This window comes from Microbacterium martis (genome assembly GCF_047246685.1).
Lineage (GTDB): Bacteria > Actinomycetota > Actinomycetes > Actinomycetales > Microbacteriaceae > Microbacterium.
The window spans coordinates 45725-71322 of sequence record NZ_JBFOKT010000002.1 but is presented as its reverse complement, the minus strand read 5'-3'; the positions used below and the strand labels follow the sequence as shown (position 1 = coordinate 71322).

At 69.9% G+C, this 25598-nt stretch carries 29 protein-coding genes; 19 read left to right on the top strand and 10 right to left on the bottom strand.

What is annotated here, in order from left to right; genetic code table 11:
• Window positions 1–24: 24 nt before the first annotated feature.
• Complete coding sequence (locus AB3M90_RS08285) at window positions 25–768, top strand: metal ABC transporter ATP-binding protein (protein WP_412952675.1); 744 nt, start codon at window positions 25–27, stop codon at window positions 766–768.
• On the opposite strand, the gene AB3M90_RS08280 is transcribed toward AB3M90_RS08285, so the two are convergent.
• Window positions 655–1086 (bottom strand): hypothetical protein, encoded by a 432-nt coding sequence (locus AB3M90_RS08280; protein WP_412951374.1) that lies wholly within the window; start codon window positions 1084–1086, stop codon window positions 655–657. The genes AB3M90_RS08285 and AB3M90_RS08280 overlap by 114 nt on opposite strands.
• A 136-nt stretch (window positions 1087–1222) precedes the next feature.
• Window positions 1223–1807, bottom strand: a complete 585-nt coding sequence (locus AB3M90_RS08275) for a helix-turn-helix domain-containing protein (RefSeq protein WP_412951373.1) — start codon at window positions 1805–1807, stop codon at window positions 1223–1225.
• A gap of 74 nt (window positions 1808–1881) precedes the next feature.
• Here AB3M90_RS08275 and AB3M90_RS08270 point away from each other — a divergent pair, with 74 nt between their 5' ends.
• Window positions 1882–2874 carry an NAD(P)/FAD-dependent oxidoreductase gene (locus AB3M90_RS08270; RefSeq protein ID WP_412951372.1) on the top strand — a complete coding sequence of 331 codons (993 nt, stop codon included), beginning with the start codon at window positions 1882–1884 and terminating at the stop codon, window positions 2872–2874.
• Window positions 2871–3509: an SAM-dependent methyltransferase gene (locus AB3M90_RS08265; RefSeq protein ID WP_412951370.1), complete on the top strand. Its 639-nt coding sequence runs from the start codon at window positions 2871–2873 to the stop codon at window positions 3507–3509. The genes AB3M90_RS08270 and AB3M90_RS08265 overlap by 4 nt, the downstream gene beginning before the upstream one ends.
• Before the next feature lie 47 nt (window positions 3510–3556).
• Here AB3M90_RS08265 and AB3M90_RS08260 read toward each other — a convergent pair whose 3' ends face one another.
• The 3 genes from AB3M90_RS08260 to AB3M90_RS08250 form a co-directional block, all read right to left on the bottom strand.
• Complete coding sequence (locus AB3M90_RS08260; protein ID WP_412951369.1) at window positions 3557–4783, bottom strand: hypothetical protein; 1227 nt, start codon at window positions 4781–4783, stop codon at window positions 3557–3559.
• Window positions 4784–4947: 164 nt separating this feature from the next.
• Window positions 4948–6210, bottom strand: a complete 1263-nt coding sequence (locus AB3M90_RS08255; RefSeq protein WP_412951368.1) for a carboxypeptidase-like regulatory domain-containing protein — start codon at window positions 6208–6210, stop codon at window positions 4948–4950.
• A gap of 128 nt (window positions 6211–6338) precedes the next feature.
• Window positions 6339–7346: a LacI family DNA-binding transcriptional regulator gene (locus AB3M90_RS08250; protein WP_412951367.1), complete on the bottom strand. Its 1008-nt coding sequence runs from the start codon at window positions 7344–7346 to the stop codon at window positions 6339–6341.
• A 124-nt stretch (window positions 7347–7470) separates the two neighbouring features.
• Between AB3M90_RS08250 and AB3M90_RS08245 the strand changes: the two genes are divergently transcribed.
• Genes AB3M90_RS08245 through AB3M90_RS08225 form a run of 5 tightly spaced genes read left to right on the top strand, consistent with a single transcriptional unit; the run spans window position 7471 to window position 11617 of the window.
• Window positions 7471–8349 (top strand): ABC transporter substrate-binding protein, encoded by an 879-nt coding sequence (locus tag AB3M90_RS08245; RefSeq protein ID WP_412951366.1) that lies wholly within the window; start codon window positions 7471–7473, stop codon window positions 8347–8349.
• 3 nt (window positions 8350–8352) lie between these two features.
• The gene (locus tag AB3M90_RS08240; protein WP_412951364.1) at window positions 8353–9489 is read left to right on the top strand and encodes an amino acid ABC transporter permease; all 1137 of its coding nucleotides are present in this window, start codon (window positions 8353–8355) and stop codon (window positions 9487–9489) included.
• A gap of 2 nt (window positions 9490–9491) precedes the next feature.
• Window positions 9492–10235, top strand: a complete 744-nt coding sequence (locus AB3M90_RS08235; protein ID WP_412951362.1) for an amino acid ABC transporter ATP-binding protein — start codon at window positions 9492–9494, stop codon at window positions 10233–10235.
• The gene (locus AB3M90_RS08230) at window positions 10235–10954 is read left to right on the top strand and encodes a type 1 glutamine amidotransferase (RefSeq protein WP_412951361.1); all 720 of its coding nucleotides are present in this window, start codon (window positions 10235–10237) and stop codon (window positions 10952–10954) included. The genes AB3M90_RS08235 and AB3M90_RS08230 overlap by 1 nt, the downstream gene beginning before the upstream one ends.
• 9 nt (window positions 10955–10963) lie before the next feature.
• Complete coding sequence (locus tag AB3M90_RS08225; RefSeq protein ID WP_412951360.1) at window positions 10964–11617, top strand: TMEM175 family protein; 654 nt, start codon at window positions 10964–10966, stop codon at window positions 11615–11617.
• A gap of 23 nt (window positions 11618–11640) precedes the next feature.
• Here AB3M90_RS08225 and AB3M90_RS08220 read toward each other — a convergent pair whose 3' ends face one another.
• Window positions 11641–11844, bottom strand: a complete 204-nt coding sequence (locus AB3M90_RS08220) for a hypothetical protein (protein WP_412951359.1) — start codon at window positions 11842–11844, stop codon at window positions 11641–11643.
• Window positions 11845–11994: 150 nt separating this feature from the next.
• Here AB3M90_RS08220 and AB3M90_RS08215 point away from each other — a divergent pair, with 150 nt between their 5' ends.
• The 9 genes from AB3M90_RS08215 (at window position 11995) to AB3M90_RS08175 (ending at window position 20648) form a co-directional block, all read left to right on the top strand.
• Window positions 11995–13341, top strand: a complete 1347-nt coding sequence (locus tag AB3M90_RS08215) for an MFS transporter (RefSeq protein WP_412951358.1) — start codon at window positions 11995–11997, stop codon at window positions 13339–13341.
• A gap of 76 nt (window positions 13342–13417) precedes the next feature.
• A complete protein-coding gene (locus AB3M90_RS08210; RefSeq protein WP_412951357.1) occupies window positions 13418–15133 on the top strand; it encodes a DHA2 family efflux MFS transporter permease subunit in 1716 nt (571 codons plus the stop codon).
• A 1-nt stretch (window position 15134) separates the two neighbouring features.
• A complete protein-coding gene (locus tag AB3M90_RS08205; RefSeq protein WP_412951355.1) occupies window positions 15135–15590 on the top strand; it encodes a MarR family winged helix-turn-helix transcriptional regulator in 456 nt (151 codons plus the stop codon).
• Window positions 15591–15642: 52 nt separating this feature from the next.
• Window positions 15643–16086 (top strand): MarR family winged helix-turn-helix transcriptional regulator, encoded by a 444-nt coding sequence (locus tag AB3M90_RS08200; RefSeq protein ID WP_412951353.1) that lies wholly within the window; start codon window positions 15643–15645, stop codon window positions 16084–16086.
• A 65-nt stretch (window positions 16087–16151) separates the two neighbouring features.
• The gene (locus AB3M90_RS08195) at window positions 16152–16907 is read left to right on the top strand and encodes an MBL fold metallo-hydrolase (RefSeq protein WP_412951352.1); all 756 of its coding nucleotides are present in this window, start codon (window positions 16152–16154) and stop codon (window positions 16905–16907) included.
• Window positions 16908–17027: 120 nt separating this feature from the next.
• Window positions 17028–17909: a manganese catalase gene (locus tag AB3M90_RS08190; protein ID WP_412951351.1), complete on the top strand. Its 882-nt coding sequence runs from the start codon at window positions 17028–17030 to the stop codon at window positions 17907–17909.
• A 300-nt stretch (window positions 17910–18209) separates the two neighbouring features.
• Entirely contained in the window at window positions 18210–18887 is a 678-nt protein-coding gene (locus AB3M90_RS08185; protein WP_412951350.1) for a DUF6766 family protein, read from the top strand.
• Window positions 18884–20305, top strand: a complete 1422-nt coding sequence (locus AB3M90_RS08180) for a M20/M25/M40 family metallo-hydrolase (RefSeq protein WP_412951349.1) — start codon at window positions 18884–18886, stop codon at window positions 20303–20305. The genes AB3M90_RS08185 and AB3M90_RS08180 overlap by 4 nt, the downstream gene beginning before the upstream one ends.
• A gap of 64 nt (window positions 20306–20369) precedes the next feature.
• Window positions 20370–20648, top strand: a complete 279-nt coding sequence (locus tag AB3M90_RS08175) for a hypothetical protein (protein ID WP_412951347.1) — start codon at window positions 20370–20372, stop codon at window positions 20646–20648.
• 16 nt (window positions 20649–20664) lie between these two features.
• Here AB3M90_RS08175 and AB3M90_RS08170 read toward each other — a convergent pair whose 3' ends face one another.
• The 3 genes from AB3M90_RS08170 to AB3M90_RS08160 are packed head-to-tail and all read right to left on the bottom strand — an operon-like array spanning window position 20665 to window position 22878.
• Window positions 20665–21234 (bottom strand): hypothetical protein, encoded by a 570-nt coding sequence (locus AB3M90_RS08170; RefSeq protein WP_412951345.1) that lies wholly within the window; start codon window positions 21232–21234, stop codon window positions 20665–20667.
• A 2-nt stretch (window positions 21235–21236) separates the two neighbouring features.
• A complete protein-coding gene (locus tag AB3M90_RS08165) occupies window positions 21237–22385 on the bottom strand; it encodes a zinc-dependent alcohol dehydrogenase (RefSeq protein ID WP_412951344.1) in 1149 nt (382 codons plus the stop codon).
• Between the two features lie 22 nt (window positions 22386–22407).
• Window positions 22408–22878 (bottom strand): DUF4383 domain-containing protein, encoded by a 471-nt coding sequence (locus tag AB3M90_RS08160; protein WP_412951343.1) that lies wholly within the window; start codon window positions 22876–22878, stop codon window positions 22408–22410.
• A 154-nt stretch (window positions 22879–23032) separates the two neighbouring features.
• Here AB3M90_RS08160 and AB3M90_RS08155 point away from each other — a divergent pair, with 154 nt between their 5' ends.
• Window positions 23033–23914 (top strand): cytochrome c oxidase assembly protein, encoded by an 882-nt coding sequence (locus AB3M90_RS08155; protein ID WP_412951342.1) that lies wholly within the window; start codon window positions 23033–23035, stop codon window positions 23912–23914.
• Complete coding sequence (locus tag AB3M90_RS08150) at window positions 23911–24408, top strand: DUF2243 domain-containing protein (protein WP_412951340.1); 498 nt, start codon at window positions 23911–23913, stop codon at window positions 24406–24408. The genes AB3M90_RS08155 and AB3M90_RS08150 overlap by 4 nt, the downstream gene beginning before the upstream one ends.
• On the opposite strand, the gene AB3M90_RS08145 is transcribed toward AB3M90_RS08150, so the two are convergent.
• Window positions 24397–25452: an SDR family oxidoreductase gene (locus tag AB3M90_RS08145; RefSeq protein ID WP_412951338.1), complete on the bottom strand. Its 1056-nt coding sequence runs from the start codon at window positions 25450–25452 to the stop codon at window positions 24397–24399. The two genes, AB3M90_RS08150 and AB3M90_RS08145, sit on opposite strands and share 12 nt — an antisense overlap.
• Window positions 25453–25598 lie beyond the last annotated feature (146 nt).

The window sequence follows — 25598 nt, the reverse complement described above, 5'->3', positions numbered from 1 at the left end:
ATCATTTGATACGGTGAGGCGGTGATGACCACCCCGGCGATCTCGGCCCGCGACGTGTGCTTCGGCTATTCCGACGACGACGTGCTGCATTCCGTCGACCTCGACCTGGACAGGGGCGAGATCGTCGCCATCGCCGGGCACAACGGCTCGGGCAAGTCGACCCTCATCGAGATCCTCGCGGGCGTGAAGGAGCCCCGCCGTGGGACGGTGCGCCGCGACGGCGACCTCGCGCTCGTCGTGCAGCGACCGTCAGCGCCTGACGCGCTTCCGGTGACCGCGGCCGAAGTCGTGCGCATGGGCACGTGGAAGCGCGGTCGCCGCCTGCGCCGCGAGGGGGCGCGACGGGCGGTCGAGAGGGCTCTCGGCCGGGTCGGGATGACCGACCTGGCCGACCGCCCGCTCGCCGAGCTCTCCGGCGGACAGCGTCAGCGGGTGTTCCTCGCTCAGGGGCTCGTGCGCGAGCCCGGTATCCTGCTGCTCGACGAGGCGGCTGCGGGGTTCGATCGCGAGAGCGCGGTGCGGATGCAGCGGGTTCTCCGCGAGGAAGCCGCTCGGGGCGCGGTGGTGTGTTCCGTCACGCACGATGACGAGTCGATAGCCGCAGCCGATCGAGTCATCCGGCTGGACGGGGGACGGGTGGTCGCGGGCGGTGCGTCAGGAGTCGTCCGGGCCGGTCCAGGCGATCTTCTCGTCGTCGATGTCGACCACGGTCCAGGTCCCGCAGGCCGTTCCGGTGTCGGGGAGCGTCGCGGGAATCCAGTCGCGTGACAGCGTCGGCTCCGAGTCGACGTCGGCGGGTGTGCAGTGCACGGATTCGAACGGCGCCGCACTGGTCCAGCGGATGACGGTGGCGTAGGTGCCCCGCTCGGCGACCAGCTCGATGTCGGTGGCATCGTCGGGGAGCAGGCCCTGGAAGCGGAAGGAGTCGGGCGACTCCGCGGCCTCCGCGGCGGTGTCGAAGGCGAGGTCGATCTCGCCCGTCTGCTGCTGGCTCCATGCCTCTTCGAGCGGCGCGCAGCCGGCCAGCGCGGCGGTCACCAGGACAGCGCCGGAGAGGGTCAGGGCCGCCGTGCGGATCGTGTTCATGCCTCCACGCTATGCAGCGGCGGCAGGGCCTGGCGTCCCTCTGAAGTCGCGCATCGCGTCCCTCGGAAGCATGACTCCCTGCCCCGATCACCGGGGGTCGAGTCGGCCCGCCCAGGAGGGGGCGGAGGATGCCGCATCACGTGCGCTTGGCCGCCGGCCGGGCGCGCAGGTGGATGCGCTTCCCCTCCTTGCTGAAGATCGACAGGAATTCGGTCGGCCGGGCGCCCACCGCGGTCAGCCAGTGCGGGATGCGGGTGTCGAACTCCGCCGCCTCGCCGGGGCCGAGCGTCACGTCCTGCTCGCCGAGCACGAGGCGCAGGCGCCCCGACAGCACGTAGAGCCACTCCTGACCGTCGTGCACCTTGAGCTGGGGAGGGGCGGTCGCCCCGGCAGGGTTCGGCGGGAACGTGACCTTGTACGTCTGCACGGGGCTCGACTCGGGGGAGAGGGTCTCGTACGAGACCTCGTCGGTGCGCCGGGTCGTGCGGACGACGCGCGGGTCGGGGGCCTTCCGCGGCACGATGTCATCGAGCTCGAGACGGAGCGCGCGGGCGATGGGCACGACCAGCTCGAGGTTCGGCGCGCGCTTGCCGGCTTCGAGACGCGACAGCGTGCTCGTCGAGATCCCGGTCGCCTCGGAGAGATCGACCAGGGTCATGCTGCGCTTCTCCCGCCAGCTGCGCAGGCGCGGTCCGACCAGCGCCACGGCTTCGTCCGGCATCCGCTCATCTCCCCCTCTTTGCCGATTCGGCATGGATATTTGCCACAATCGTATCACCGGCGCATCCTGGGAGCATGACCGGAACATCAGAGTCCCCCACTCCCGCTCCCGACCGTGAGATCTGGGACGTCGTCATCATCGGCGGCGGCGCCGCCGGCCTCAGTGCCGCACTGATCCTCGCGCGGGCGCGCCGCCGGGTGCTCGTGCTCGACACGCAGGAGCCGCGCAACCGCTTCGCCCCGCACATGCACGGCGTGCTCAGCCGCGACGGCTACGCACCCCTCGACCTCGTCGCCGACGGCCGCAGAGAGGTGCGTGCCGCCGACGGCGTGATCGTCGACGCCCGTGCGATCGAGGCTCGTGCCACCGGCGACGGCTTCGAGGTCGTCACCGCCGACGGCGCCCGGTTCACCGGCCGCCGACTGATCGTCGCCAGCGGCATGCGCGACGCGCTGCCCGACATCCCGGGGCTCGCCGAGCAGTGGGGGCGCGGGGTCGTCGCGTGCCCGTACTGCGACGGCTACGAGGCATCCGGTCGGGCGATCGGGGTGCTGCTCGGGTCGGCCGCCGGCGTACACAAGGCGCACATGCTGCGCGCCTACTCCGACGACATCACCGTCTTCACCGCCCTGGCCGAGGCGCTGCCCGAGCAGGATCGACGCGTTCTCGCGCAGCGCGGCATCCGGATCGATGACCGCGTCGTCACCGGCGTCGTGACCGAAGGCGACCGGGTGAACGCTCTGCGCCTCGTCGACGGCGCGGTCGTGCAGGTCGACGTCGTGTTCGCCGAACCGGCGATGGCGGCCCGTGACGACGTGCTCCGTCAGCTCGGCGCCGACCGGGCCGAGGGGCCGATGGGAGCGTGGACCGCGGTCGACGCTCTCGGGCGCACGAGCGTTCCCGGCGTGTGGGCCGTCGGCAACGCCGCGAATCCCGGCGCGCTCGTGCCGATCGCCATGGGGTCGGGCGCGACGGCCGCCCTCGCGGTCAACGGCGAGATGATCGCCGAAGAGGTCGCCGCGGCACAGGCGGCGGTCGCCGTCCGCACATCCGAGGAGGCGGCATGACGAACGCCGCCGAATTCTGGGAGCAGCGATACCTCAGTCGTCGCGACGAGCGCGGACAGGTGTGGAGCGGGCGCGTCAACCCGACGGTCGAGCGCGAGGTGCAGCACCTGGCGCCCGGAACGGCGCTGGAGCTCGGCAGCGGAGAAGGCGGCGACGCCCTGTGGCTGGCTGCGCGCGGGTGGACGGTCACCGCGCTCGACATCTCGCCCGCGGCGCTCGCGGTCGGCGCCGGGCAAGCCGCCGCCCGCGGTCTCGCCGACCGCATCGCGTGGGTGCAGAGCGACCTCGTCGCCTGGCATCCGGATGCGGAGTACGACCTGGTCACCTCCGCCTTCTTGCACGCCCCGTTCGCCTTTCCGCGCGAGGAGATCCTGCGTCGGGCGCTGGACGCCGTGGCTCCCGGCGGGCGCCTCCTGGTCGTCGGTCACGGCGAACCGCCCGCCGGATCGGATCATCGACACGCCGCAGAGGGCCCGCCCCTGCCCACGCCAGACGCGGTGCTCGCCGCGCTCCGCCTGCCGGGCGACTGGACGGTCGAGACGAACGCCCTCGTCGGACGCGAGGCGGCCCTCGCCGACGGAAGCGTCATCGAGGTGACCGACACCGTCGTGAGGGTCAGGCGCCCGCAACGCTGACAGACAGACGCCTCGGCGGGTCGGCCCGCCGAGGCATCTCGCTCCTTCTAGTTGCCCTTGGTCAGATCGATGGAGTGGAGGGAGGCGGTGATGTCGCTGCCCCTGCCGCTGGTGACGACCTGCACGGATCGCAGGTAGGTCTCCGGGTGGATCTGCCCTGCGGGCATATCGAAGTACTCCGCGTACTGCTCGGCGATGGCGGTGAAGTCGATGCGGATGTTCTCCGGCTGATACGCCGTCATGTAGCCGTTGGGGTCGGGGATGGTGATCCGGCATCCGGCGGTGAAGGTGACGCCGTTCTTCGTCTCCTCGCACTCGTTGTGCCAGAGCACGCCGTTGGCGTCGCCCGAGCCGCCCCAGCCGTTGTCGTTGTAGTGGACGACCGAGATCAGATGCACGTAGTCGGGATCGGTCGTTCCCGGGGTGGTCGATCCCTCGACGTAGAGGGGATTCGGCGTGGTCCAGATCAGATCGGTGGTCAGGATGCCGCGCTTCTCACCATCGCGCGTCACGCCGTCGACCGTGATCGGGCCGCACGTGTAGGCCGTGGGCGGCTGGGTGACTTCGGCCGTCATCTCGAAGACGAGGCCGTCGCTGATGCGCGGCACGCGATCCGCGAACTTCTTGAGCGCTCCGGGTGCGTAGTCGTACGAGAAGCTCGATTCCTTCAGCGAGCAGCGCTCGCCGCCGGCGGCCGCGGACCATTGCGCAGTGCCGGCGGGCGAGAGGGCGGCCGCATTGTTCTTCAGAGTGAGCTTCAGTCCGCCGTCGGGCATGTCTTCGACCCAGTGGTCGAAGCCGGGCACGGTGCCGCGCTGAGACGGCAGCCAACCGAACGTGTTGAATCGCCAGCTCGGGCACGACGGCTTCGCGTTCGTGAACCAGACCGCTCCTGCGTTCGGCCAGCAGGCTGATGCCCACTGTCCCGTCTTGGGGTCGGTGTACGAGGCGTTGGGGTCGTGACGCGACGCGCCGGCGGACGCGGCGGCAGCCTCCACGAGACCGCACTCGTGATTCTCGTACGCCTGGCTCAGGGGCACCTGCGGGGCGTGCCCGTGCTCGCGTTCGTCGATGACGCTCCAGCAGCGGTTCGAGGGACCGGGATCCCAGAGCACCGACTCACCCGACGCAGCCTGACCGGTCGCGGCGACCGATGAGACCGCCTCCGTGGGAGCGGCTTCCGCCCGGGCCCCTTGCGCCGGCACGGCGAAGATTCCGGCGGACAGCAGCAGGGAGGCGACAGCGAGCGAGCTCGCCCAGATCCGTCGTTTCATCTTTCTCTCCTTCGAGTATGTGACGGCGGTCACGGCGCAGGCGCGGGGGCGCTCGGCCTACAAAGGAGTGTTATCGATGCCATGAGCAGAGTCAAGAGCTCATTTCAGAGCGACCGCAGCTCATGGCATCGATAACAAGTACGCAGGCACAATGTGCCGGGGCCTCACGGCATCCGACGACTGCGCCTCCTCGACCACGTCAGGAGGATCGCTCCGGGGGCCGTCAGCGCCACCGCGGCGACGAGGAACGGTGCGACCGTGTCGAAGGATGCGCCCGACTCGGCCAGCCCGTCACCCTCGGCGGGCGCGGGGGTCGGCGTTCCGGGGGTGACCGGCGGCGGTGCGACTCCGAAGGCGACATCGATCGACGGGGTGTCGACCTTGCTCGCGACCTCGACGAGTCGGCCGTCGGCATACGTGGTGGCGCCGCTGAAGTACAGTGTCGCCACGATGTTCCCGTCGATGATCTTGTCGACCTGCACGATGTACGATCCCGGGCCGACCGGCGCCGCATAGGTCCCGTCCGCGGCCGTCGAGGCGCTCGCGACGACCGTCTGGCTCAGCGGGTCCCAGATGCTGACCGAGGCGCCGAGGAGCGGGGCGCCCGCATCGGTGACGAGACCGGAGATCTGGCCGTTGGGCCGCAGGGCCGCGTTGATGTCGCCGGTCGTCGCGCCGGCGCTCACCGGCACCGGGTTCTCGGCGGTGGGCTGACTCATGAACACGCCGTTGTAGAACTGCCCCTCGTAACCGAAGGGAGCGTCCGGGCTCGTCATGGCCGACTGGAACATCACCGAGGCGGTGCTCGGAAGGGCGCCGCCCTGGAACTGCACGTAGTACGTGCCGTCGAGCGCCGTCTGTCCGCCGCCCTGGTTGTCGCCGCCGGTTCCGTCATCGTTGGCCGTGACCAGGATGCCGGTCAGGGGAGCACCGGTCAGCGCGTCGGTGACCCGTCCCGAGATGCCCGCCGAGGTGGCGTCGGGCGGGTTGTTGGCCGTGGGGAGGGTGGCCGTCACGGTGGGGCCGCCCGGGGTGATGGTGATCGGGACGGAGGTGTCCTGATCGAGCGTCATGTCCCAGTAGCCCGCGAATCCGTCGGCATTGATCCACAGGTAGTACGGGTTCTGGGCGGCGGTGAAGCCTGCGATCGTCGTCAGATCGAGCGTGCCTCCCGCTCCGGTGACGCCGAACAGCTCGGCGTTCGATCCGGCCGCCTCGATCGTGATGAGGGCACCGACGACGGGAGTGCCGTTGGCGTCGAGCACCTGCACGGTTCCGCCGGGGATGGGGGGCTCCGCCGCGACGGCCGGTGACGGCGCGCCCGCGAGGGGAGCGAGCAGCAGTCCGGCGGCGAGCGCGACGGCGATGCTCCGCATTCGGGAGCGGAAGGGGCGGCCGGCGGACGCTCGGCGGGTCAGGGATCTCATTCAGCGGTCCTCGAGAGAAGTCAGGGATGGTCGGACGGGGGGTCGCAGGTCACTCTATGGGGGCAGGGATCGCGAGCGACTGTCCGTTGTGACCAGGTCGCCCCGCGCGTCCGGCATCGGCCTCGGCATCACGCCCAGCGCGCTGGCACGACGGTGATCGGCTGGACGACGTCGGCCGCGGCCTCGCCCTCGAGCAGGGCGATCAGCGCCCGGGCGCAGACGGCACCGGTCTCCACGGGATCGATGTCGAGGTAGGCGACGCCCGGCTGCGCGCCGACGGCCCGCGCGTTCCCCACGGTCGAGACCTGGAGATCGGTGGGAACCAGAAGGCCGCGCTCGACGGCAGCCTCGAGAACCGCGCTGCTGTACGTCTCGTTGAGGCAGTGCACGCTGGTCGGCCGCTCGGGAGCGGAGAGCAGGGCGCGAGCGGCGTCGAGCGGCGCCTGTCCGAGGGTGAGCGCCGTCAGGGCGGGCGTGCAGCCGTTCCTGTCGCACCAGCCCTCGAAGGCCGCGATCGTGTCGCCGGTGTACGAGTCGATGCGGGGGCCCACGAACAGGGCGGGCCGGAAGTCGCCCGTCGCCGACTCGCGCACGTGGTCGAGGATCGCGGTGATGCCGCTGTCCATGTCGGATCGGACGCTGACGAGCCGCGTCTCGTCGGCGGCGTGCGGATAGCCGCCGTCGGTCACGACCGTCAGCCCGTCGGCGAGACCGTGCTCCACCACCGGATCGCCCGGAATGGGGTCGACGACGATCATGCCGTCGAGGGCGACGTTCGCCGCGAGCCTGCCGTCGGGAGTCGACGGAGTGGCGGCGATCGCATAGCCGTGCTCGACCGCCTCGATCGCGGCGCCCGCGATGATCGACCGGTAGTACGGCATGTACGTCTGCTCCCACACGGCGGAGTCGCGATAGCTCACCACGACGCCGATGATGCGCGAGCGGCCGGAGCGCAGCGCCTGCCCGAGCGGATTCGGACGATAGCCGAGCCGCTCGCCGGCGGCCAGCACGCGAGCCTTGGTGGCCTCGGCGACCTCGCCCTTGCGGTTGTAGACCTGCGAAACCGTGGCGGTGGATACGCCCGCAGCGGTCGCGACGTCGCGGATGCCGACCGCCTTGCGTCTGGCCTCGACCATCTCCCGGTGCCTCCCACGCCGTCGCCGGATGCCGATCCGCGATTCGGACTTGACCGCAGCGCGTCGACAACAGCACAATACCGTGAAACCTAAAACGATTTGGGTTCTTCGAGAGGATGACGAGATGCGGAACACAGCACTGGCGCTGATCCCCGCTGCACTGGCGACGATGCTCGTGCTGAGCGGATGCAGCACCCCGGCGAGCGACGCCGCCGACGGACCCACCGGGAACCCGGCGTCGTACGGCGACTGCGACGTCACGGGGAAGAAGGGCGAGTACTCGCTCGACACCCTCACCGAGAACACGCTCCTCGTGAAGGCCGATCTGCCGAGCCCCGGCTGGTACAACGGCGACACCGTGAAAGACATCAGGAGCGGCTTCGACTTCTGCCTGCTCGTGAACATCGCTCACCGCGCGGGCATCGACGACATCACGCTGCAGAACTCGTCGTTCGACGGTCTCGTCGCCGGCAAGGCGGGCGACATGGATCTCTCGCTCAACCAGATCACCATCACCGAGGAGCGGAAGAAGGTCATGGACTTCTCCGACCCCTACTTCCAGTCGACCGCGGGAGTCCTCGTCAAGAAGGGCGCCGACGTCACGGAAGACGACCTTCCCGACGCGCACCTCGGTGTCAAGCAGGGCACCGTCGGCCAGATCCTCGTCGACGACGTGATCTCTCCGGCGACGACGCCGTCGGTCTTCCCCGGCGACCCCGAGATGCAGGCCGCCGTCGCCGCCGGCACCATCGACGCCGGGATCCAGGACCTCAGCATCGTGCTCGGAGCCGCGACGAAGTCGAACGGCAAGCTCGCCGTCGTGGGCCAGATCGAGACCGACGAGGCCTACGGCGTGATGCTGCCCAAGGGGTCGAAGAACACCGAGACGATCAACCGGATCCTCGCCGACCTCGCCGCCGACGGCACGCTCGCCACCCTCAGCGCCGAGTACCTCACCGAGGCGTACGGCGTCGACCCGGCCAGCATCCCGGTCTGGAAGTGACCGGTGTCGACCGATGAACTCCGCGGCGGTGCTCCCGTCGCGGCGGATGCCGCGCGGCGGGCTCCGCGCACCGATGGCGCGGCGCCGGTCCGCTCGGCCACGCCGATCATCCTCGCCGCGACTCTGCTCACCGCGCTGACGGTCGCCCTCACGGCCTTCGCGGCCTACCTGACGATCATGGTCGCCGACACGGGCATCTGGAAGGTCGTCCTCGGCGGTGCGACGCTCGTCGTCGTCGTGCTCGCCCTCGTGATCACGCGGCCGCTGGCGCGCGGGGTGCGGGCGCAGAGGGCGGGCACGTCGGCTCTCGCCGCCGGCGACATCGTCGACGCTCGAACCTTCCGCCACCGCGCGGCGCAGGCCGGGTGGATCGCGATGGGCGCGTGCCTGCCGCTCGTGTTCGTCGCGATCTTCACGCTGTTCCTGCTCGCGAACGACCATGCGGTGCAGACGACGTTCTTCGACGTCGACTTCATGGCCCAGAGCTTCGGCGACGTCGCGATCGCGTTCGGCCAGAACGTGCAGATCGCCATCCTCGCCGAGATCCTGGTGCTCGTGTGGGGCCTGCTCATCGCCATGGCGCGCCTCCTTCCGGGAGTCGCCGGACGCCCCATCCGGTGGCTGGCGACCGCCTACGTCGACATCTTCCGCGCCGTGCCGTCGATCATCGTCATCTACCTCGTCGGCTTCGGCCTTCCGCTCGCCGGGGTCCCCGTGCTCAGTGAGATGAGCCCGATGTGGGCGGCCGTGCTCGCCCTCACCCTCACCTACGGGGCCTACGTCGCCGAGGTGTACCGCGCCGGCATCGAGGGCATCCACTGGTCGCAGGTGTCGGCGGCGCGATCGCTCGGGCTGTCGTACGGCAAGACGATGCGCTTCGTGGTCGTGCCGCAGGCGGTGCGGCGGGTGACGCCCCCGCTCCTCAACGACTTCATCGGGCTGCAGAAGGACACCGCGCTCGTGACCGTGATCGGCACGGTCGACGCGTTCACGCAGGCGAAGATCTACGCGAGCAACTACTTCAACCTCTCGTCGGTGACCGTCGTGGCGATCCTCTTCATCATCATCACGATCCCGCAGACGCGGTTCGTCGACCGGCTGCTCGAGCGCGATGCGCGCCGTCAGCGCAACAAGGGGTAGTCATGGCTTTCCTCGAACTCAACGACGTCGTCAAGTCGTACGGCGACAACACAGTCCTGCGCGGAATCACGCTGCACGTCGAGAAGCATCAGGTGATCTGCCTCATCGGCGCCTCGGGATGCGGCAAGTCCACGATGCTGCGCTGCGTGAACGGGCTGGAGACGATCCAGGGCGGCGACATCCGTCTCGAGGCCGACGTCGTGTCGGGGCAGGGCGTCGATCTCGACGCCCTGCGCCGCCGGGTGGGCATCGTCTTCCAGAGCTTCAACCTGTTCCCCCACATGACCGTGCTGCAGAACATCACCCTCGCTCCGGTGCGGGTGCTCGGGATCGACCGAGCGGATGCCGAGGCGCAGGCGCTCACGCTGCTCGCGCGCGTCGGCCTCGATGCCAAGGCGGCCGCATACCCGGATCAGCTCTCGGGCGGCCAGCAGCAGCGGGTGGCGATCGTGCGGGCGCTCGCGATGAATCCCGAGGTGCTGCTGCTCGACGAGATCACCTCGGCGCTCGATCCCGAGCTCGTCGCCGAGGTGCTGGCGATCGTGCGCGATCTCGCGGCCGACGGCCTGACCATCCTCATGGCGACGCATGAGATGTCGTTCGCGCGCGAGGTGGCCGACCGGGTCGTGTTCCTCCACGAGGGACTCATCCTCGAGGAGGGGCCGCCGGAGGCGATCTTCGGCGAGCCGCGGGAGGAGCGCACCCAGGCCTTCCTGCGCAAGATCGTCGCGGCGGGGAGGCTGTGATGGCGCGCGTGCTCGTCGTCGAACACGAGGCCAACGCCGGAATCGGCCTGGTGGGGGAGCGGATGCGGGCGGCCGGTGTCGAGATGACGATCGTGGGTCCTGAGGCGGGGAGCGTGGTGCCGGAGTCGCCGGAGGGGTTCGACGGCGTCGTCGTGCTCGGGGGGACGCCGGGACCGACCGACGACGCCGACGCCGCCTGGCTGCCGCGCGTGCGCGCCCTGATCGCCGCGTGCCTCGAGCGGGAGACCCCGTACCTCGGCATCTGCCTCGGCGCCCAGCTGCTCGCGGTCGTCGCCGGCGGGACGGTCGGTCCGGCGCGCGCCGGCGCCGAGGTCGGTCTCACCCCGCTGGCTCTGACGGACGCCGCCGCGGACGACCCCCTGCTCCGATCGCTCGCGCCCGAGTTGCGGGCGATGCAGTGGCACTTCCTCGAGGTGCACGAGCTGCCGGCCGGGTCGGTCTCCCTGTGCACGAGCGACCGCTGCCCGAACCAGGCGTTCCGGGTCGGCCCCGCGGCGTGGGGCGCACAGTTCCATCTCGAAGCGCTCGCCGCGACCGCAGAGGAGTGGGCGAGGGAGGACAGCGCAGACCTTCGCGCCGTCGGCATGACCGCTCAGGAGGTGATCGAGCCGATGCGACGCGACGAGCCGCAGCTGCGCGCCGCCTGGTCGACCGTCGCGGACAACTGGGTGGGAGTCGTGCGGGCGTCGACCGACTAGCATCGCTACGTGATCAGACGACGTCACCACCCCGACGGCACCCAGAACACGCGGCGGCTCGAGGCCTTCACCGACGGCGTCTTCGCGATCGCGGCGACCCTGCTCGTGCTCGACCTCACGTCGCATTCCCTCGGAACGGTCACCACCGACGCTGAGATGTGGGCCGCGCTGGGCGGCATGTGGGATCTCCTGGTCAACTTCGTCCTGAGTTTCGTGCTCCTCGGGCTGCTCTGGCTCACCCACGTGCAGCAGTTCGAGTTCATCGCGCGGATCGACGGGACGATGGCCTGGCTCAACTGCGGCCGGCTGCTGTTCATCGTGCTCGTGCCCTTCGCCACGAACCTCACGACGGAGCACTCCGAATTCCTCGCCAGCCGCCTGGCCATGCCGGTGACCTTCTTCATGGCGATCCTGTTCGGCACCCTGCAGTGGATGTGGGCGCTGCGGCACGCCCCCGTGATGCTCCCCGATCTGGCGCCGGAGGACGCGCGCTCCCTCGGCCGCGGTTCGCTCAGTGCGCTCATCATCTCGGCCGCAGTCGTCGCCGCGTCGCCCTGGATCGGGTCCATCGCGTTCGTGCTGTTCCTGGCGGACGCGCCCCTGACGCGATTCCTCCGGTCGCGAGGGGCATCCGCGGCGTCGCCCGCTGCGTCGGGGGAGTGACCGGACCTGCTCTTCCCCGCGCCTCAGCGCGAGGTCGGCGGGAGCTTGTCGACGCCGTGGCGGTTCGGCTTGCCGGGCTCGGCGGCCGTCTCAGGCGTGGCGTGCGGCGACCCCGACGGCGCTTCGGAGGTCGGGTAGCTCGGCTCGTCGATCTCGATCGCCTTGTCGCGCTCCTCGAGCGGGGGCAGATGGTCGAGCGGCTGCTTGATGTCATCGGGATGGCTCATGCGACCAGCATCCGTCGCGGCGTCGGATCGACGACAGGGGGTTGCGCGGGTGGGCGGAGGGTGTTCCGCCGCGCGATACGATGAGCCCTCCGAGGTTTGTAACCTCTCCTTCCTTTTTCGTCCTTCCTTTTCGTCGAGAGTCGGTCGTCCGTGTCGGATCAGCAGCCCACCCGCGCGACTGCTCGCACGTCGGGGATCTCTGCGACGCGCTACATCCTCCGCTCCCGCCTGCTGCGCGGTGCGTTCGTCAGCCTCGTGATCTCGGGCATCGGGATCTCGATCACGATGCCGCAGATCACCCTGTTCCTGGTCGACGAGCTCCACCTGTCGGATGCCGAGGCGGGACTGTTCTTCCTCACCAACCTCACCGCGCCGATCGCGGGATACATCGTCGGCTCCTTCTCCGACCGTGCGGGATCGCGATTGCTGGTCTTCCGCCTCGCAGCGCTCGCCGGCTTCGTCGGGTGGGCGCTCATGGCCGTCGCCATGCAGGCCTGGATGCCGTTCGCGATCAACGCCGTGCTGCTCAGCGTGGCCGGTGCCGGCGCCGCCCAGCTGCAGGCGGCCGTGCGAGACGAGCTGAATCGCTCGCCCACCGCGGCCGACAACGAGGTGGTCGCCGTCATCCGGATGGCGATGGCCCTCGGCTGGATCCTCGGTCCGGTGATCGGAGCGGTGCTGGGCGCGCTGATCGGATTGCGACCGCTCCTGCTCGTGACCGGGCTGAGCGTGCTGCTGTCGATGGTGCCGCTGATCGGGGTGAAGACAAGCTCGCCCCTCGTGCGCGAGGCGGCGCCGACGCCGCTGCGCCGACCCGACGAATCGCTCGGCGCAGCATCCGATTCCTCCGCTCCGGCACCCGCCGCATCTCCGGCCCTGGACGCTCCGGAGCCGACAGCCGCGCCCCGCACGCACTCGCTCCTTCCGTTGCTCGTCTTCACCGGCGTGTACGTGCTGATCATGTGCGGCGAGACGGTGAAGCTCGCGTATCTGCCGCTCTACATGGACGGCGGCCTCGACCTCGACGCCGGGACCCGCGGCGCGGTCATCGGTCTGCAGCCGCTCGTCGAGCTGCTCCTGATGCCGGTGGCGGCGATGCTGGCGAGCCGGTTCGGCATGACGCGCGTGCTCTTCGTCGGCGCGGTGATGGCCGTGCTGGCGCATGTCTCCTACGCCGTGGCCGACCTGGGCGATCCGCCCCTCGCCTTCCTCATCGCCGGCCAGCTCTTCATGTCGGGTGTGATCGCGACCTTCGGCGTGCTGGGCATCACGGTGGCGCAGCGGCTGGTCCCCTCGCGGGTGGGCGTGGCGTCGAGCATCTTCCTCAGCGCCTACGCGATCAACGCGGCCGTGGGCGGGTTCCTGGGCAGCGTCGGCTCGGCCTGGCTCGGAATGCCGCACCTCTTCTGGATCCCGGCCGGGATCGCCGGGCTCGGAGCGATCGCCTTCCTCGCGCTCGCGGCGTTCGTGCCGCTCGACGGCCGGAAAGATGGTTGATCCACGTCGACTGTTGCTCTTTCGCAACCATTCGCGTATAGTTGCGTAGTATCAACTTTCTACGCAGGAGTTCTCCGTGACCCACACCCCATCCTCCGCACCCGAGGCGACGCGCTCGGCCCGCGAGGTCTTCACCGCGATCTCCGGCCTCGTCGTCGGCATGTTCGTCGCCGTGCTCTCGGGCACCGTGGTGTCGACCTCGATGCCGGTCATCATCGCCGACCTCGGCGGAACCCAGTCCCAGTACACCTGGGTCATCACCGCCAGCCTCCTCGCGACCGCCGTCAGCACCCCGATCTGGGGAAAGCTCGCCGACCTCGTCGACCGCAAGGTGCTCGTCCAGATCTCGCTGATCCTCTTCACGGTCGGCACCGTCATCGCCGGCTTCTCGACCGACACGAACATGCTCATCGCCGTCCGCGTCGTGCAGGGCATCGGCGTCGGCGGGCTCATGTCGCTCGTCATGATCGCCGTCGCGCTGATCATCTCGCCGCGTGAGCGCGGCAAGTACATGGGCGTCGTCGGCGGCATCATGGCCCTCGGCACCATCGGCGGCCCGCTGCTGGGCGGACTCCTCACCGACGTGTGGGGCTGGCGCTCCAACTTCTTCGTCGGCGTGCCGTTCGCGATCGTCGCCCTCGTGCTGCTGCAGTTCACGCTGCACCTGCCCAAGCCGCAGCGCGACACCAAGGTGTCGATCGACTACTTCGGCATCGTGCTGCTCGCCGTCGGCGTCTCGACCCTGCTCATCTGGGTCTCGATGGGCGGCAGCGAGTTCGACTGGGATTCGGGCACGAGCATCGCGCTCGGCGTCATCGCCGGCGTCGCGATCGCCGGATTCGTCACCGTCGAGTTCTTCGTCAAGGAACCGATCGTGCCGATGTCGCTGTTCCGCAATCGCACCTTCACCCTCTCGGTCATCGCGTCGATCGCGATCGGCGTCTCGATGTTCGCCACTTCGGTGTTCCTCGCCCAGTACTTCCAGCTCGCCCGCGGCGCGACGCCGACCGAGTCGGGTCTGATGACGATCCCGATGATCGTCGGTCAGATGGGCGCCTCGATCATCATCGGCCAGCTGGTGAGCCGGTTCGGCAAGTGGAAGGGCTGGATGCTGGCGGGTTCGGCGCTGACGACGGTCGGTGTGAGCCTGATGGCCACGCTCCGCTACGACACCCCGTTCGTGCAGGTGGCCGCCTACATGGTGGTCCTCGGTGCGGGGCTCGGCATGGTCATGCAGAACCTCACCCTGATCGTGCAGAACGACACCGACCCGAGGCAGCTGGGTGCGGCCTCGTCGAACGTGAACTTCTTCCGCACCATCGCCGGCACCATCGGTGTGACGGTCATGGGCTCGATCCTGTCGACCAGCGTCGCGAACTACATGACCGACGCCCTCGACGGATTCGTCCCGAAGACGCCCGACGAGGTCGACGCGTTGAAGCACCTCGCCTCGGGAGACGTGCCGAAGGTCACGCAGCTTCCCGACACCATCCGTGCGATCGTCGAAGGCGCCTACGGCCACGGCATCGCCGACGCCTTCATCATCGCGATCCCGCTGGCGGTGATCTCGATCGTCGCGATCGCGTTCATCAAGAACAAGCCGCTGTCGACGAAGAACGCCGCCGAGCAGCTGCGCGAGAAGGTCGAGGATTCGGTGATCGAGGTCTCGGAGGCCGAGGTCGGTGCCGGCCTGTCGACCGGCACGATCCGCCTCGCGGGCTCCGACCCCGCGTCGCCGACCACCGGATCGGTGACCGTGCTCGAGCGCGGGGACCGGGAGCGGAGGGACTGAGGTGAGCACTCCCGAAGCCGTGGCGTCGACGCACGTGGACGACGCGCTCGGTGACCTGCAGTCGCATCTCAACCTCATCTTCGCCCGCACGCGCACGCTCTGGAAGGAGTCGGCGGCGCGCATCGATCCCGAGCTGCAGGTGGGCGGATACAAACTGCTGACGTTCATCGATCGCGCAGGCTCGGCGAACGCCCACGAGCTCGCCGACCGCTTCGAGATGGACAAGTCGGTCATCAGCCGACAGGTGCGGATGCTGGAGGAGCTCGGTCTGCTCGAATCGCGACCCGACGAGCGCGACGGGCGGCTGCGGGTGCTCACCGCCACCCCGGCCGCCCGGGGCGCGCTGGCCGACCTGCGGCGCGACCACGGAGTGCGCCTGCGCGCCGTCGTGGCCGAGCTGACGTCCGACGAGATCCAGGCGGCATCCAAGGTGTTCCGGCTGCTCGCGGAGGTCTGAGCGAAGCCCCGCCGTCACGACGACGACGGGGCTTCGCCGTAAGCTGGCGAGCATGAGCGACGCCGACGAGACCGCACTCGACGACGCCGTGCACCGGGTCGAGCACGAACTGGGGCGCCTCTTCGCCCGGATCCGCGTGAGCTGGCGCGAAGCGGCCCTGACCGTGCATCCCGACCTGCAGCCCCTCGGCTACCAGGTGCTCACCTCGATCGCGACCGGGAAGGCGACCTCGGCCGGCGAGATCATCGAGCGCCTGCAGACCGATAAGTCGGCGGTCAGCCGTCAGGTGCGCCAGCTCGAACAGCTCGGGCTCGTCGAGAGCATCCCGGCCCCCGACGACCGTCGCGCGCGCGTGCTCGTGGCCACACCGCTCGCCCAGCAGCGCGTGGCGCTGGCACGCTCCCGCTATGAAGAGCGTCTGGGCGAGCGCCTGCGCAAGTGGTCGACCGAAGACCTCGACCACTTCGCCGACCTGCTCGCCGAGTTCGGCGGCTGAGCGGCCCGCCGACCCGGTTTGTCAACGCCCTCTCCTGCGCCGTGAGGGGTTCCTACTCTCGGCGCATGTCATCTCTCCGCACAGGCTGGACCGAGCCCGCCCCCGGATTCTTCCGGCTCGCGGTCGCAGACGCGAACTGCTACCTCGTGAAGAGCGACGACGGACTCACGCTCTTCGACGCCGGATTGCCACGGACCCGAGGTGTGCTGCGCTCCGCCCTTGCCCGCCTCGGCGCCGCCGAGACCGACATCGACGCGGTGGTCCTCACACACGGGCACTTCGACCACGTGGGAATCGCGCGTCATGTGCACGGACTCGGGGCTCGGGTGCTCGTTCATCCCCGTGACGCGCGTCTGGCGCGGCATCCGTATCGCTATCGCCCCGCGAGCCCGCGCCTGCCCTACGTGCTGTCGCACCCGGGAGGCATTCCGGTGATCGGGCGCATGGCGCTCGCCGGCGCGCTCGCCGTGCGAGGGGTCGACGCGGTGGGGGCGATCGTGCACGGACACCCGGTCGACGCACCTGGCGCGCCGATCGCCCTGTGGACGCCGGGGCACACCGACGGCCACTGCGCCTATCTCTTCGAAGACCGCGGGGTGCTGATCACGGGTGACGCGCTGGTGACGCTCGACCCCTACACCGGCGAGGAGGGGCCGCAGATCGTCGCGAGCGCGGCCACCGCCGACAACGCGGAGTCGATGCGCTCGCTCGACGTCATCGAGCAGACCTCCGTCCCGCTGCTCCTCCCCGGGCACGGGACGCCGTGGCGGGACGGCTCTCGATCCGCGGCGACGAAGGCCCGGCAGCGTGGGCCGCACTGATCGCGGGCAGAGGTTACGCGCCTTGGCGGAATATCGGTAGCCCTCTCGCCAGGATCTCCGTCCGCACGTACGTTGGCCATCCCCGCCAGTCCCGACGGTGTCAGATGAAGGAGATGCTCGATGTTCTTCCACAAGCAGGAAATGCAGTTCAAGGCCAGCCCCAGCAAGCCCGACGCGATCTTCGCGCGACGGATGCAGGAGGTGCTCGGCGGTCAGTACGGCGAGATCACCGTCGCGATGCAGTACGGATTCCAGGCGTGGAACGCGCACATCCCCGGCAAGTACCGCGACCTGCTCTACGGCATCGGCGCCGAGGAGTTCGGCCACGTCGAGATGCTGGCGGTCATGATCGCTCAGCTGCTGGAGAAGGCCCCGGTCGAGCAGTCCGAGGCGGCCGCGGCATCCGACCCGGTGCTGGGAGCGGTGATGGGCGGCATGGACGTGCAGGCCGCGATCGTCGCCGGCGCCGGCGTGCGCCCGGTCGACAGCAACGGCAACCCGTGGCAGGGGTCGTACGTCACGGCGAGCGGTAACATGCTGGCCGACTTCACCGCCAACGCGAATGCCGAGATGCAGGGCCGCATCCAGGTCGCCCGCATCTACAACATGACCGACGACCACGGGGTGCGCGACCTGCTGTCGTTCCTGCTCGCCCGCGACACGATGCACCAGAACCAGTGGATCCGCGCCGCGCAGGAACTTCGTGAAGACGGTGTCGAGGACATCCCGGTGCCGATGAACTTCCCGCTCTCCCAGGAGGCCCGCGACGTGAGCTACCAGTACATCAACTTCTCCGACGGCGCGGCCGCGGCCGAGGGCTCGTGGGCGTCGGGCCCGACACCCGACGGGAAGGGCGAGTTCACCTACCTCGACGGTCCGCAGACATCGGTTCCGATGCCGCCGCCGACCCAGCCCGACCCGCGCTTCTTCGGCACCGACGCCAAGCCGAACCTGATCGACAAGGCCGAGGGTGTGATCAAGGACAAGCTCAGCGACAAGTGAGAGCTGCTCGGCAGGAACCGGAGCCCGTCCACCGCGAGGTGGGCGGGCTCCGGTCGCTTCGCCGCACCCCGCCCGCTTTCCGCTCAGCACACGGAGTCAAGCCCCTGGCGGACCCCGGTCCGGTCCGAGAGGATGTGCCTCGCAGCTGCCGAGGATGTTCGAGCTCGGCGGGAGGGAGCAGGCCATGTCGGATCAGAGGCGCGGAGTCGGAGGGATGCGGGCGATGTTCTGGGCCTGGGCGACCCTCATCGCGGGAGGGCTCGCCGTGATGATCGTGATCCCCCTGACGGGGAGGTGAGCATGCGACGCCGCATCCGGGACAACGGGCTCAGCCTGTTCTTCCTCGCCCTCTTCGTGCTCGCCCTGGCGGGCCAGTCGGTCGCGGGATTCATCCGCAACAACTCCGAACTGACCGATCATGGCCGCCCGCCGGTCGACTTCGGCACGTTCATCTCGTCGTCGGACTTCCTCGTCGACGTCGCCGAGAACTGGCAGTCGGAGTTCCTGCAGTTCTTCCTCTTCATCGCCGCGACGATCTGGTTCATCCAACGCGGGTCGCCCGAGTCGAAGAAGCCGGGCGACGAGGGTCCGGGGAGCGATGAGGACCAGCTGCTCGGCCGTCATGCGCGACCCGACTCGCCCGCCTGGGCGCGGGCGGGCGGATGGCGCACCGTTCTCTACGGCAACTCGCTGCTCATCGTCATGGGCGCGATCTTCGTGCTGTCGTGGCTCGCGCAGTCCCTGACCGGACTGGTCGTCATGAACGAGGAGAACGCGATGCACGGCGCGCCGCCGGTCACGTGGCTCGGCTACGTGGCATCCGCCGATTTCTGGGATCGCACGCTGCAGAACTGGCAGTCCGAGTTCCTCGCGGTCGGCACGATGGTGGCGTTCGCGATCTACCTCCGGCAGCGCGGCTCGGCCGAGTCGAAGCCGGTGGGAACCCCGCATCACCAATCGGCTGTGGAGTCCGAATGACCCCCGAAGCCGCCGACGCGATCGGCGCCTACCTCGTCGAGCACGAGTCGGACGTGGTCGAGCGTCTCGCCACCTGGGTGGCCATCCCGTCCGTCGCGTCGGACCCCGACCGGCGGGCCGACGTCGTGCGCTCGGCGCACTGGCTCGCGGGGGAGATGAGGGATGCCGGTTTCACGACCACGATCATCGAGACCGGTGATTCGCGCGCCGTGTACGGCGAGCTGATCGTCGATCCCGCCGCTCCGACGGTGCTGGTCTACAGCCACCACGACGTGCGCCATGCCAAGACGGAGCTGTGGAAGGAGACCGAGCCGTTCACCCCGGTCGTTCGCGACGGCCGGCTCTACGGACGGGGCGCCTCCGACGCCAAGGGACAGGTCCTCGCGCACGTGTGGGGTGCGCGCGCGCACCTCGCCACCGCCGTCGACGAGACGCGGCCGCTCAACATCAAGCTGCTCGTCGACGGCGAGGAGGAGATCGGTTCCCCGAACCTGGAGGAGCTGCTGGAGACGCACACCGAGGAGTTCGCCTGCGACGTGATCGTGTTCTCCGACACCGTGCAGTGGTCGGTCGACGTTCCGGTCGCCGTGACCTCGATGCGCGGCATCGTCACCGCGACGCTGACGGTCACCGGCCCCGCGAGGGACGTGCACAGCGGCGTGGCATCCGGCACCACGGTGAACCCGGCGATCGCGCTCGCCACGGTGCTCGGCCGGATCCAGGACTCCTCCGGCCGCCTCACCCTCCCCGGATTCTACGACGGCGTGTCCCCGCTGTCGGAGCAGCGCCGGGAGGAGCTGGCGGCTGTTCCCTATGACGAGGAGGAGTGGCTGGCGCGCACCGGAACCCGCGTCGTGGTGGGCGAGGAGGGGTACACGGCGAAGGAGCGACTGTGGGTGCGGCCGGCGATCGAGGTCATCTCGCTCGCCTCCGGAGACACGGACCTGGCCCGATCGGTGATCCCCTCCGAGGCCAGCGTGACTCTCAGCCTCCGCCTCGTCCCTGACCAGCACATCCCGGATGTGGCCGACCAGCTGCGCGCTTTCGTCGCGCGCGAGATGCCCGAGGATGCCGCGTACGAGCTCACCGTCGACGAGGATCTCGCGCAGGAGCCGTACGAGTCGCCCGCCGGACCGGTGCTCGACGCCCTGGAACGGGCGCTGGAGCGCGGCTACGGTGCGCCGGCGCAGGGCCGCATGGGCAACGCGGGCGGCGGACCGGCCGACCTCCTCACCCGCGTCTGCGGGGCACCCGTCTACTTCCTCGGCACCGGAGTTCCCGAAGACAACTGGCATGCCGACGACGAGAGCATCGACATCCGGATGCTGCGCCAGGGCGCCGCATCCATCGCGCACCTCTGGCGGGAGCTGCCCGGCGCCCTCGAGAAGGCACTGAGCGGTCGGCCCGCAGGGTCATAGTACACACGCCGTCGTCGGCGCAACCGCGTTCGGCTGAGAAGGACAGGAGCAGTAAAGTTCTCTGATGAGCGACATCCAGACGATGGTCCAGACCGAGCTGATGATCGACGGGATCCCGTCGGTGCTCGCTCAGGATCAGGACGTGGACGTTCTCAAGCGGCGCATCGAAGCCGCTGCAGCGACCGCGGGCGCGTTTGTCGACTTCGTCGTCGTCGGCAACCGGCGGGTCAGCGTTCTCGTGACACGGCGCACGCGCGTCGTGATCTCGGTCGCCACGGTTCAGTTCGACCCGCGCGACACCGGTGACGAGAACCACCCGTTCGGTGGTCTGTACGACTTCTGAACCGTGTTCCGGCGCGTCAGCGCCGTCTCCCAGACACGCGCCGGAACACGGAGACGGTGAGCAGCAGCGCGGCGACCCACGGGCCTGCAACGACGATCGGGTCGAGCCAGGCATGCCGGAGGTCGAGGCGTCCGCGGCCGAAGCGCGAGGCGATCGCGCGGTGCGCCGGCTCGGCCAGGACGCCGGTCTGCGTGACCGGATCGTCGGGTCTCGCCGTGACCAGCGAACGCAGATGCGCGCCCACCGCCTCGATGCGATCGCCCAGCACGAGCAGGAGCCACCGGGTGTTCTTCGTCTCGCTGAGATGGTCGTAGGCGAAGCGCCGCACCCGACCTGAGAGGCCGTGCAGCGGCTGCGCCGTCCCGTACACGGGAGTCAGCATGGCGTGCTCGATCGACCGCTCGCGCTTCGGGTCGTCGAGCTGCCGGTCGGGGAACGACCAGTGCGCACCCGTGGGCTCCAGGTCGTCACGCTGCTGCCAGGTGCGCCGATGCTCCGGCGCCCGGTCGGTGCCCCACCCGGGGACGCGGGCGGCGAGCTCCTCGGGGCTCGGGGCGAGGTCGGGCTTCGCTGCTTCGTACGGCACGGTCACTCCTCTCCGACGACGATGACGGGCTTGATGCAGTCGTCGAGCTTGGCCGAGAACACGTGGTAGGCGTCGGCGATGTGCTCCAGTGGGAACCGGTGCGTGAGCAGCTCGCTCGGGCTCACATGTCCTTCGCGGATGTGGTCCAGCAGCCGCGGCCACTGCCGTTTGACGGGCGCCTGATTCGCCCGGACCGTCAGGCCCTTGTTGACGATGTCGCCGAGCCGCACCGACGACACGAGCGGACCGTAGGCGCCGATGATCGACACCGTCCCGCCTTTGCGAGCCGAGTCGACCGCCCAGTTCACGGCCACGGGAGACCCGCCCTGCAGCTTCAGTTTCGCACCGGTGAGGTGCTGCAGCACGCTCCCGTCGGCCTCGGCGCCCACGGCGTCGATGACGACATCCGCGCCGAGGTGACCGGTCGCCCTCTTCACCGCGAGCACGATGTCGTCGACCTCCGACAGGTGCATGGTCTCCGCGTATGCGAACGCGCGGGCCTTCTCGAGCCGGTAGTCGATGTGGTCGACCACGATGACCCGCCCTGCGCCGAGGAACCACGCCGACCGAGCCGCGGCCAGGCCCACGGGCCCGGCACCGAAGACGACGACCGTGTCGCGCTCGGCGATGTCGCCGAGCTGTGCGCCGAAGTATCCGGTCGAGAACGCATCGGTGAGCATGAGGGCGTCTTCCGAGCTGAGCCACTCGGGGATCACCGAGGGACCGACGTCGGCGAACGGCACCCGCACGTACTCGGCCTGACCGCCGTCGTAACCTCCGGTCGAGTGCGAGTAGCCGTAGATGCCGCCCACCGCCGTGGCGTTCGGGTTGACGTTGTGGCAGCTGGAGAACAGTCCGCGGCTGCAGAAGTAGCAGCTTCCGCAGGAGATGTTGAAGGGGACCATCACCCGGTCGCCGCGCTGCAGGTTCTGCACCGACGGGCCGACCTCCTCGACGATGCCGACGATCTCGTGCCCGAACGTGTGACCGATCCGGGTGTCGGGCATCATGCCGTGGAAGAGGTGGAGGTCGGACCCGCACACGGCCGCCCGCGTGACCCGCACGATCGCGTCGTTGGGGTGCTGGATCTTCGGTTCCGGCTTCTCCTCGACACGGATCTTGTACGGGCCGCGGTAGGCCATGGCTCTCATGTCGTCACCGAGGAGTGCGTCGTCACCGTGCGGTGGCGGTGCCGGACCGGTCGACGCGGGTCGGACGCGTCACGAAGATGCCGAGCAGGATCATGCCGGCGGCCAGGGCGAGGTGCAGCCAGTTGTCGGCGTCGTTCACGGGCAGGAAGTTGATCTGCGGGTTGTTCACGGCGATGAGTCCGTAGATCCACACCACCAGGTACACCAGACCGCCGAGCACGAGGTACAGGCGCGAGGCGCGGATGCGGGCGGCCGCAGCGATGCCGGCGACGCCGAACAGCAGGTGCACGAAGTTGTGCAGGACCGAGACCTGGAAGACTCCGAGCAGCTGCGCCTCGGATTCGGCGCCCGCCCCGTGCAGGTGCCCGCCGTGGGTGAGGCCGGGGATGAACCCGGCGATGCCGACGAGCAGGAAGACGACACCGACGATGAGGGCGGTCTTCTGGATCGCCGTCCTGGCGAATCCGGATTCTGTTTCTGCGGCGGTGCTCATGTGATTCTCCTTGGCTGTGAGAGCGCGGATCGGATGCAGACCGAGCCGGTGGAGGTCCTGACGCTAGCGGGGTCGATGTCCGCGAGAAGAGGGGATTGACGTGGGGCCGTCGGCACCGTACCTTCGACTACTTCCCGACGAACGGCGGTGTCTCGTGCATGATCACGGTCACGGTACCGACCTGTCCCTCGGCCAGGCGATCGTGCTGCTTCCCTTCGCCGCGGCCGCGATCATCTATGTCGCCGCGGCCGTCGCCGAGAGCGGCAAAGGCCGGCCGTGGCCGTGGTGGCGCACCCTGTGCTGGATGCTCGGGCTCGCCGTCGCGGCGCTCGTGATGACGGGGACGACGTCAGTCGCACCCGACCGTCCTTTCACCGATCACGCGGTGGGGCATCTGCTCATCGGGATGGTGGCGCCGCTGCTGCTCGTCCAGGCGGCGCCGGTCACGCTCGCCCTGCGCAGCTTCGCTCGGCTGCCGGCCCGTCGGCTCAGTCGCGTCCTCCGCAGCGCCCCCGCTCGGCTGCTCGGTCACCCTGCCACTGCCGGGGTGCTGAGCGTGGGCAGCCTCTGGCTGCTGTACACGACGCCGCTCCACAGCGTCACCGCGGAGCCGTTCCTGCACCGCGTGGTCCTCCTGCACTTCCTGGCCGCCGGCTTCCTGTTCACCGCGGTGATCGCACCGGTCGACCCCTCACCGCATCGGGCGCCGTTGATCGTGCGCCTGGTCGTCCTGGCCCTGGCGCTCGCCGCGCACGGCGTGTTGATGAAGGCTCTCTACGCCTCGGCATCCGGCGGCACCGGCGTGCTGGCCGACCTCATGCGGGTCGACGACGTCTCGCGGCTCGACCTGCAGACGGGAGCGCAGATCATGTTCTACGGCGGTGATCTCGTCGACCTGGTCCTGATCGCGCTGGTGCTCTGGGGCTGGTACCGCGCGTCGGGGCGGCGCGCGGTCACCGCCCGCCGCCGCGTCCGGCCCGAGCAGCAACCGGCACGAGTGCTCACGGCGACCGCACTGCCGGAAGGGGCGACATGACCAGGCCGACCGCGGCGGCTCGTCCCCGCATCATCCGCACCCGCTCCTTCTGGGGCGCGTTCCTGCTGGGGGCCGGAACGATGGCGGCGATCGACGAGATCGTCTTCCATCAGCTGCTCCGATGGCACCATTTCTTCGACCGGGGAACGGGCGACCTGGGCCTGATCTCCGACGGACTGCTGCACGCCGGCGAGCTGCTCGCGCTCGGTGCCGGGTTCTTCCTCCTGCTCGACGTGCGCCGACGGGGTGAGTTCTCCCGCCTGATCGCGCTCGCCGGCTACCTCGTCGGACTCGGGCTGTTCCAGCTGTGGGATGGGCTGATCGACCACAAGGTGCTGCGTGTGCATCAGGTGAGGTACGACGTCGAGCTGCTTCCCTACGACATCGCGTGGAACGCCGCCGGAGCGATTCTGCTCCTCGCCGGCGTCGTCGTCGCGCTGCGGGCCCGCCGCCGAGCCGCCCGGCGCCACACCTGGTCGGCGTCAGCGGCCTGACCGGGCGGCGCGCGCGACGGCTCCGGCGGCGAGCGCGGCGGTCGCCAGCACGACGACGCGCCGGACGCCGGGGCGCACGGCGAGGCCGGTGTAGACGCTCCACCGGCGACCGCGGCGCGGCAGCATGAGCGGGAGCTCTCCCTGCTGCGGGGCGGCCAGATTGCCGGGGTGGGGGGCGAGCCGTTCGGCTGTATGCATCATCCGCACGCCCCAGCGGCCGAACACCGCGTCGATCGCTCCGGGAGCCGCCGCCTGCAGGAGGGCGAGCATCCGTCCGCCGCCTCCCGCGTAGACCTCCGCGACCGGATGCGCGGCGGCGTACAGGATCGCATCGGCGACCACCGACGCGTCATAGTACGGCGGCGGACCCGACGGCCGGCGCTGCAGATGCGAGCGGGCGTTCGCGTAGATGGGCGTGTCGATCACCGCCGGCCGGATGATCGTCAGCGAGATCGGGTCGCGCTGGTCGCGCAGCTCCCGCCGCAGCACCTGCATGGCTCCCTCGACGGCGCGTTTCGTGGCGGCATACGCGCTGTGCAGCGGCAGCGCCGTCGACGCCTCGACGGACGACACCGCGATGAGCGCGCCGCCACCGGCCCGCCGCAGAGCGGGCAGCGCGGCCTGAGCGCCGTGGATCTGTCCGAGGAAGTTGACCTCCATGAGGCGCTGGAACTCCGCAGGGCTCGTCTCCTCGAAGCGGCCGTAGACCAGCACGCCGGCGTTGTTCACCCAGGTGTCGATCCTCCCGAACCAGCCCTCGACCGTGTCGGCCGCGGCGGCCACCGCCGCGGCATCCGACACGTCGCAGAGGATGTAGCGGGCCTCTCCGCCGTCCGCCGTGATCGCGGCCACCGTCGCCGCCAGTCGCTCCTCGTCTCGGGCGATGACCACCACCGTGGCGCCCGACCGGGCCATCCTCACGGCGGTCTCGCGACCGATCCCGCTCGATCCGCCGGTGACGACGACCACCTGGTCGCGCAGCGGCCGGAGTCGGCCCGGTGTGCGCGGTGCGGTCGTGGCCGCATCGTTCGGTCGCTCGCTCATGCTGGGCTCCTTCCCCGTGCGGCACCTCCGCCCGAGACGTCCATCCCACGCGGCAGAGCGCTGCGTGCCGAGGGCCTTCTCATCGCGGGCGGCAACTGAGACAATCGCGCCGCCGGAGTCCGTGCGCCACCCGCCATCCGTCGTCG

Coding starts and splice junctions, on each gene's coding strand:
- AB3M90_RS08285 (WP_412952675.1), top strand. CDS start 25: ATGACCACCCCGGCGATCTCGGCCCGCGACGTGTGCTTCGGCTATTCC.
- AB3M90_RS08280 (WP_412951374.1), bottom strand. CDS start 1,086: ATGAACACGATCCGCACGGCGGCCCTGACCCTCTCCGGCGCTGTCCTG.
- AB3M90_RS08275 (WP_412951373.1), bottom strand. CDS start 1,807: ATGCCGGACGAAGCCGTGGCGCTGGTCGGACCGCGCCTGCGCAGCTGG.
- AB3M90_RS08270 (WP_412951372.1), top strand. CDS start 1,882: ATGACCGGAACATCAGAGTCCCCCACTCCCGCTCCCGACCGTGAGATC.
- AB3M90_RS08265 (WP_412951370.1), top strand. CDS start 2,871: ATGACGAACGCCGCCGAATTCTGGGAGCAGCGATACCTCAGTCGTCGC.
- AB3M90_RS08260 (WP_412951369.1), bottom strand. CDS start 4,783: ATGAAACGACGGATCTGGGCGAGCTCGCTCGCTGTCGCCTCCCTGCTG.
- AB3M90_RS08255 (WP_412951368.1), bottom strand. CDS start 6,210: ATGAGATCCCTGACCCGCCGAGCGTCCGCCGGCCGCCCCTTCCGCTCC.
- AB3M90_RS08250 (WP_412951367.1), bottom strand. CDS start 7,346: ATGGTCGAGGCCAGACGCAAGGCGGTCGGCATCCGCGACGTCGCGACC.
- AB3M90_RS08245 (WP_412951366.1), top strand. CDS start 7,471: ATGCGGAACACAGCACTGGCGCTGATCCCCGCTGCACTGGCGACGATG.
- AB3M90_RS08235 (WP_412951362.1), top strand. CDS start 9,492: ATGGCTTTCCTCGAACTCAACGACGTCGTCAAGTCGTACGGCGACAAC.
- AB3M90_RS08230 (WP_412951361.1), top strand. CDS start 10,235: ATGGCGCGCGTGCTCGTCGTCGAACACGAGGCCAACGCCGGAATCGGC.
- AB3M90_RS08220 (WP_412951359.1), bottom strand. CDS start 11,844: ATGAGCCATCCCGATGACATCAAGCAGCCGCTCGACCATCTGCCCCCG.
- AB3M90_RS08200 (WP_412951353.1), top strand. CDS start 15,643: ATGAGCGACGCCGACGAGACCGCACTCGACGACGCCGTGCACCGGGTC.
- AB3M90_RS08195 (WP_412951352.1), top strand. CDS start 16,152: ATGTCATCTCTCCGCACAGGCTGGACCGAGCCCGCCCCCGGATTCTTC.
- AB3M90_RS08190 (WP_412951351.1), top strand. CDS start 17,028: ATGTTCTTCCACAAGCAGGAAATGCAGTTCAAGGCCAGCCCCAGCAAG.
- AB3M90_RS08185 (WP_412951350.1), top strand. CDS start 18,210: ATGCGACGCCGCATCCGGGACAACGGGCTCAGCCTGTTCTTCCTCGCC.
- AB3M90_RS08180 (WP_412951349.1), top strand. CDS start 18,884: ATGACCCCCGAAGCCGCCGACGCGATCGGCGCCTACCTCGTCGAGCAC.
- AB3M90_RS08175 (WP_412951347.1), top strand. CDS start 20,370: ATGAGCGACATCCAGACGATGGTCCAGACCGAGCTGATGATCGACGGG.
- AB3M90_RS08165 (WP_412951344.1), bottom strand. CDS start 22,385: ATGAGAGCCATGGCCTACCGCGGCCCGTACAAGATCCGTGTCGAGGAG.
- AB3M90_RS08160 (WP_412951343.1), bottom strand. CDS start 22,878: ATGAGCACCGCCGCAGAAACAGAATCCGGATTCGCCAGGACGGCGATC.
- AB3M90_RS08150 (WP_412951340.1), top strand. CDS start 23,911: ATGACCAGGCCGACCGCGGCGGCTCGTCCCCGCATCATCCGCACCCGC.
- AB3M90_RS08145 (WP_412951338.1), bottom strand. CDS start 25,452: ATGAGCGAGCGACCGAACGATGCGGCCACGACCGCACCGCGCACACCG.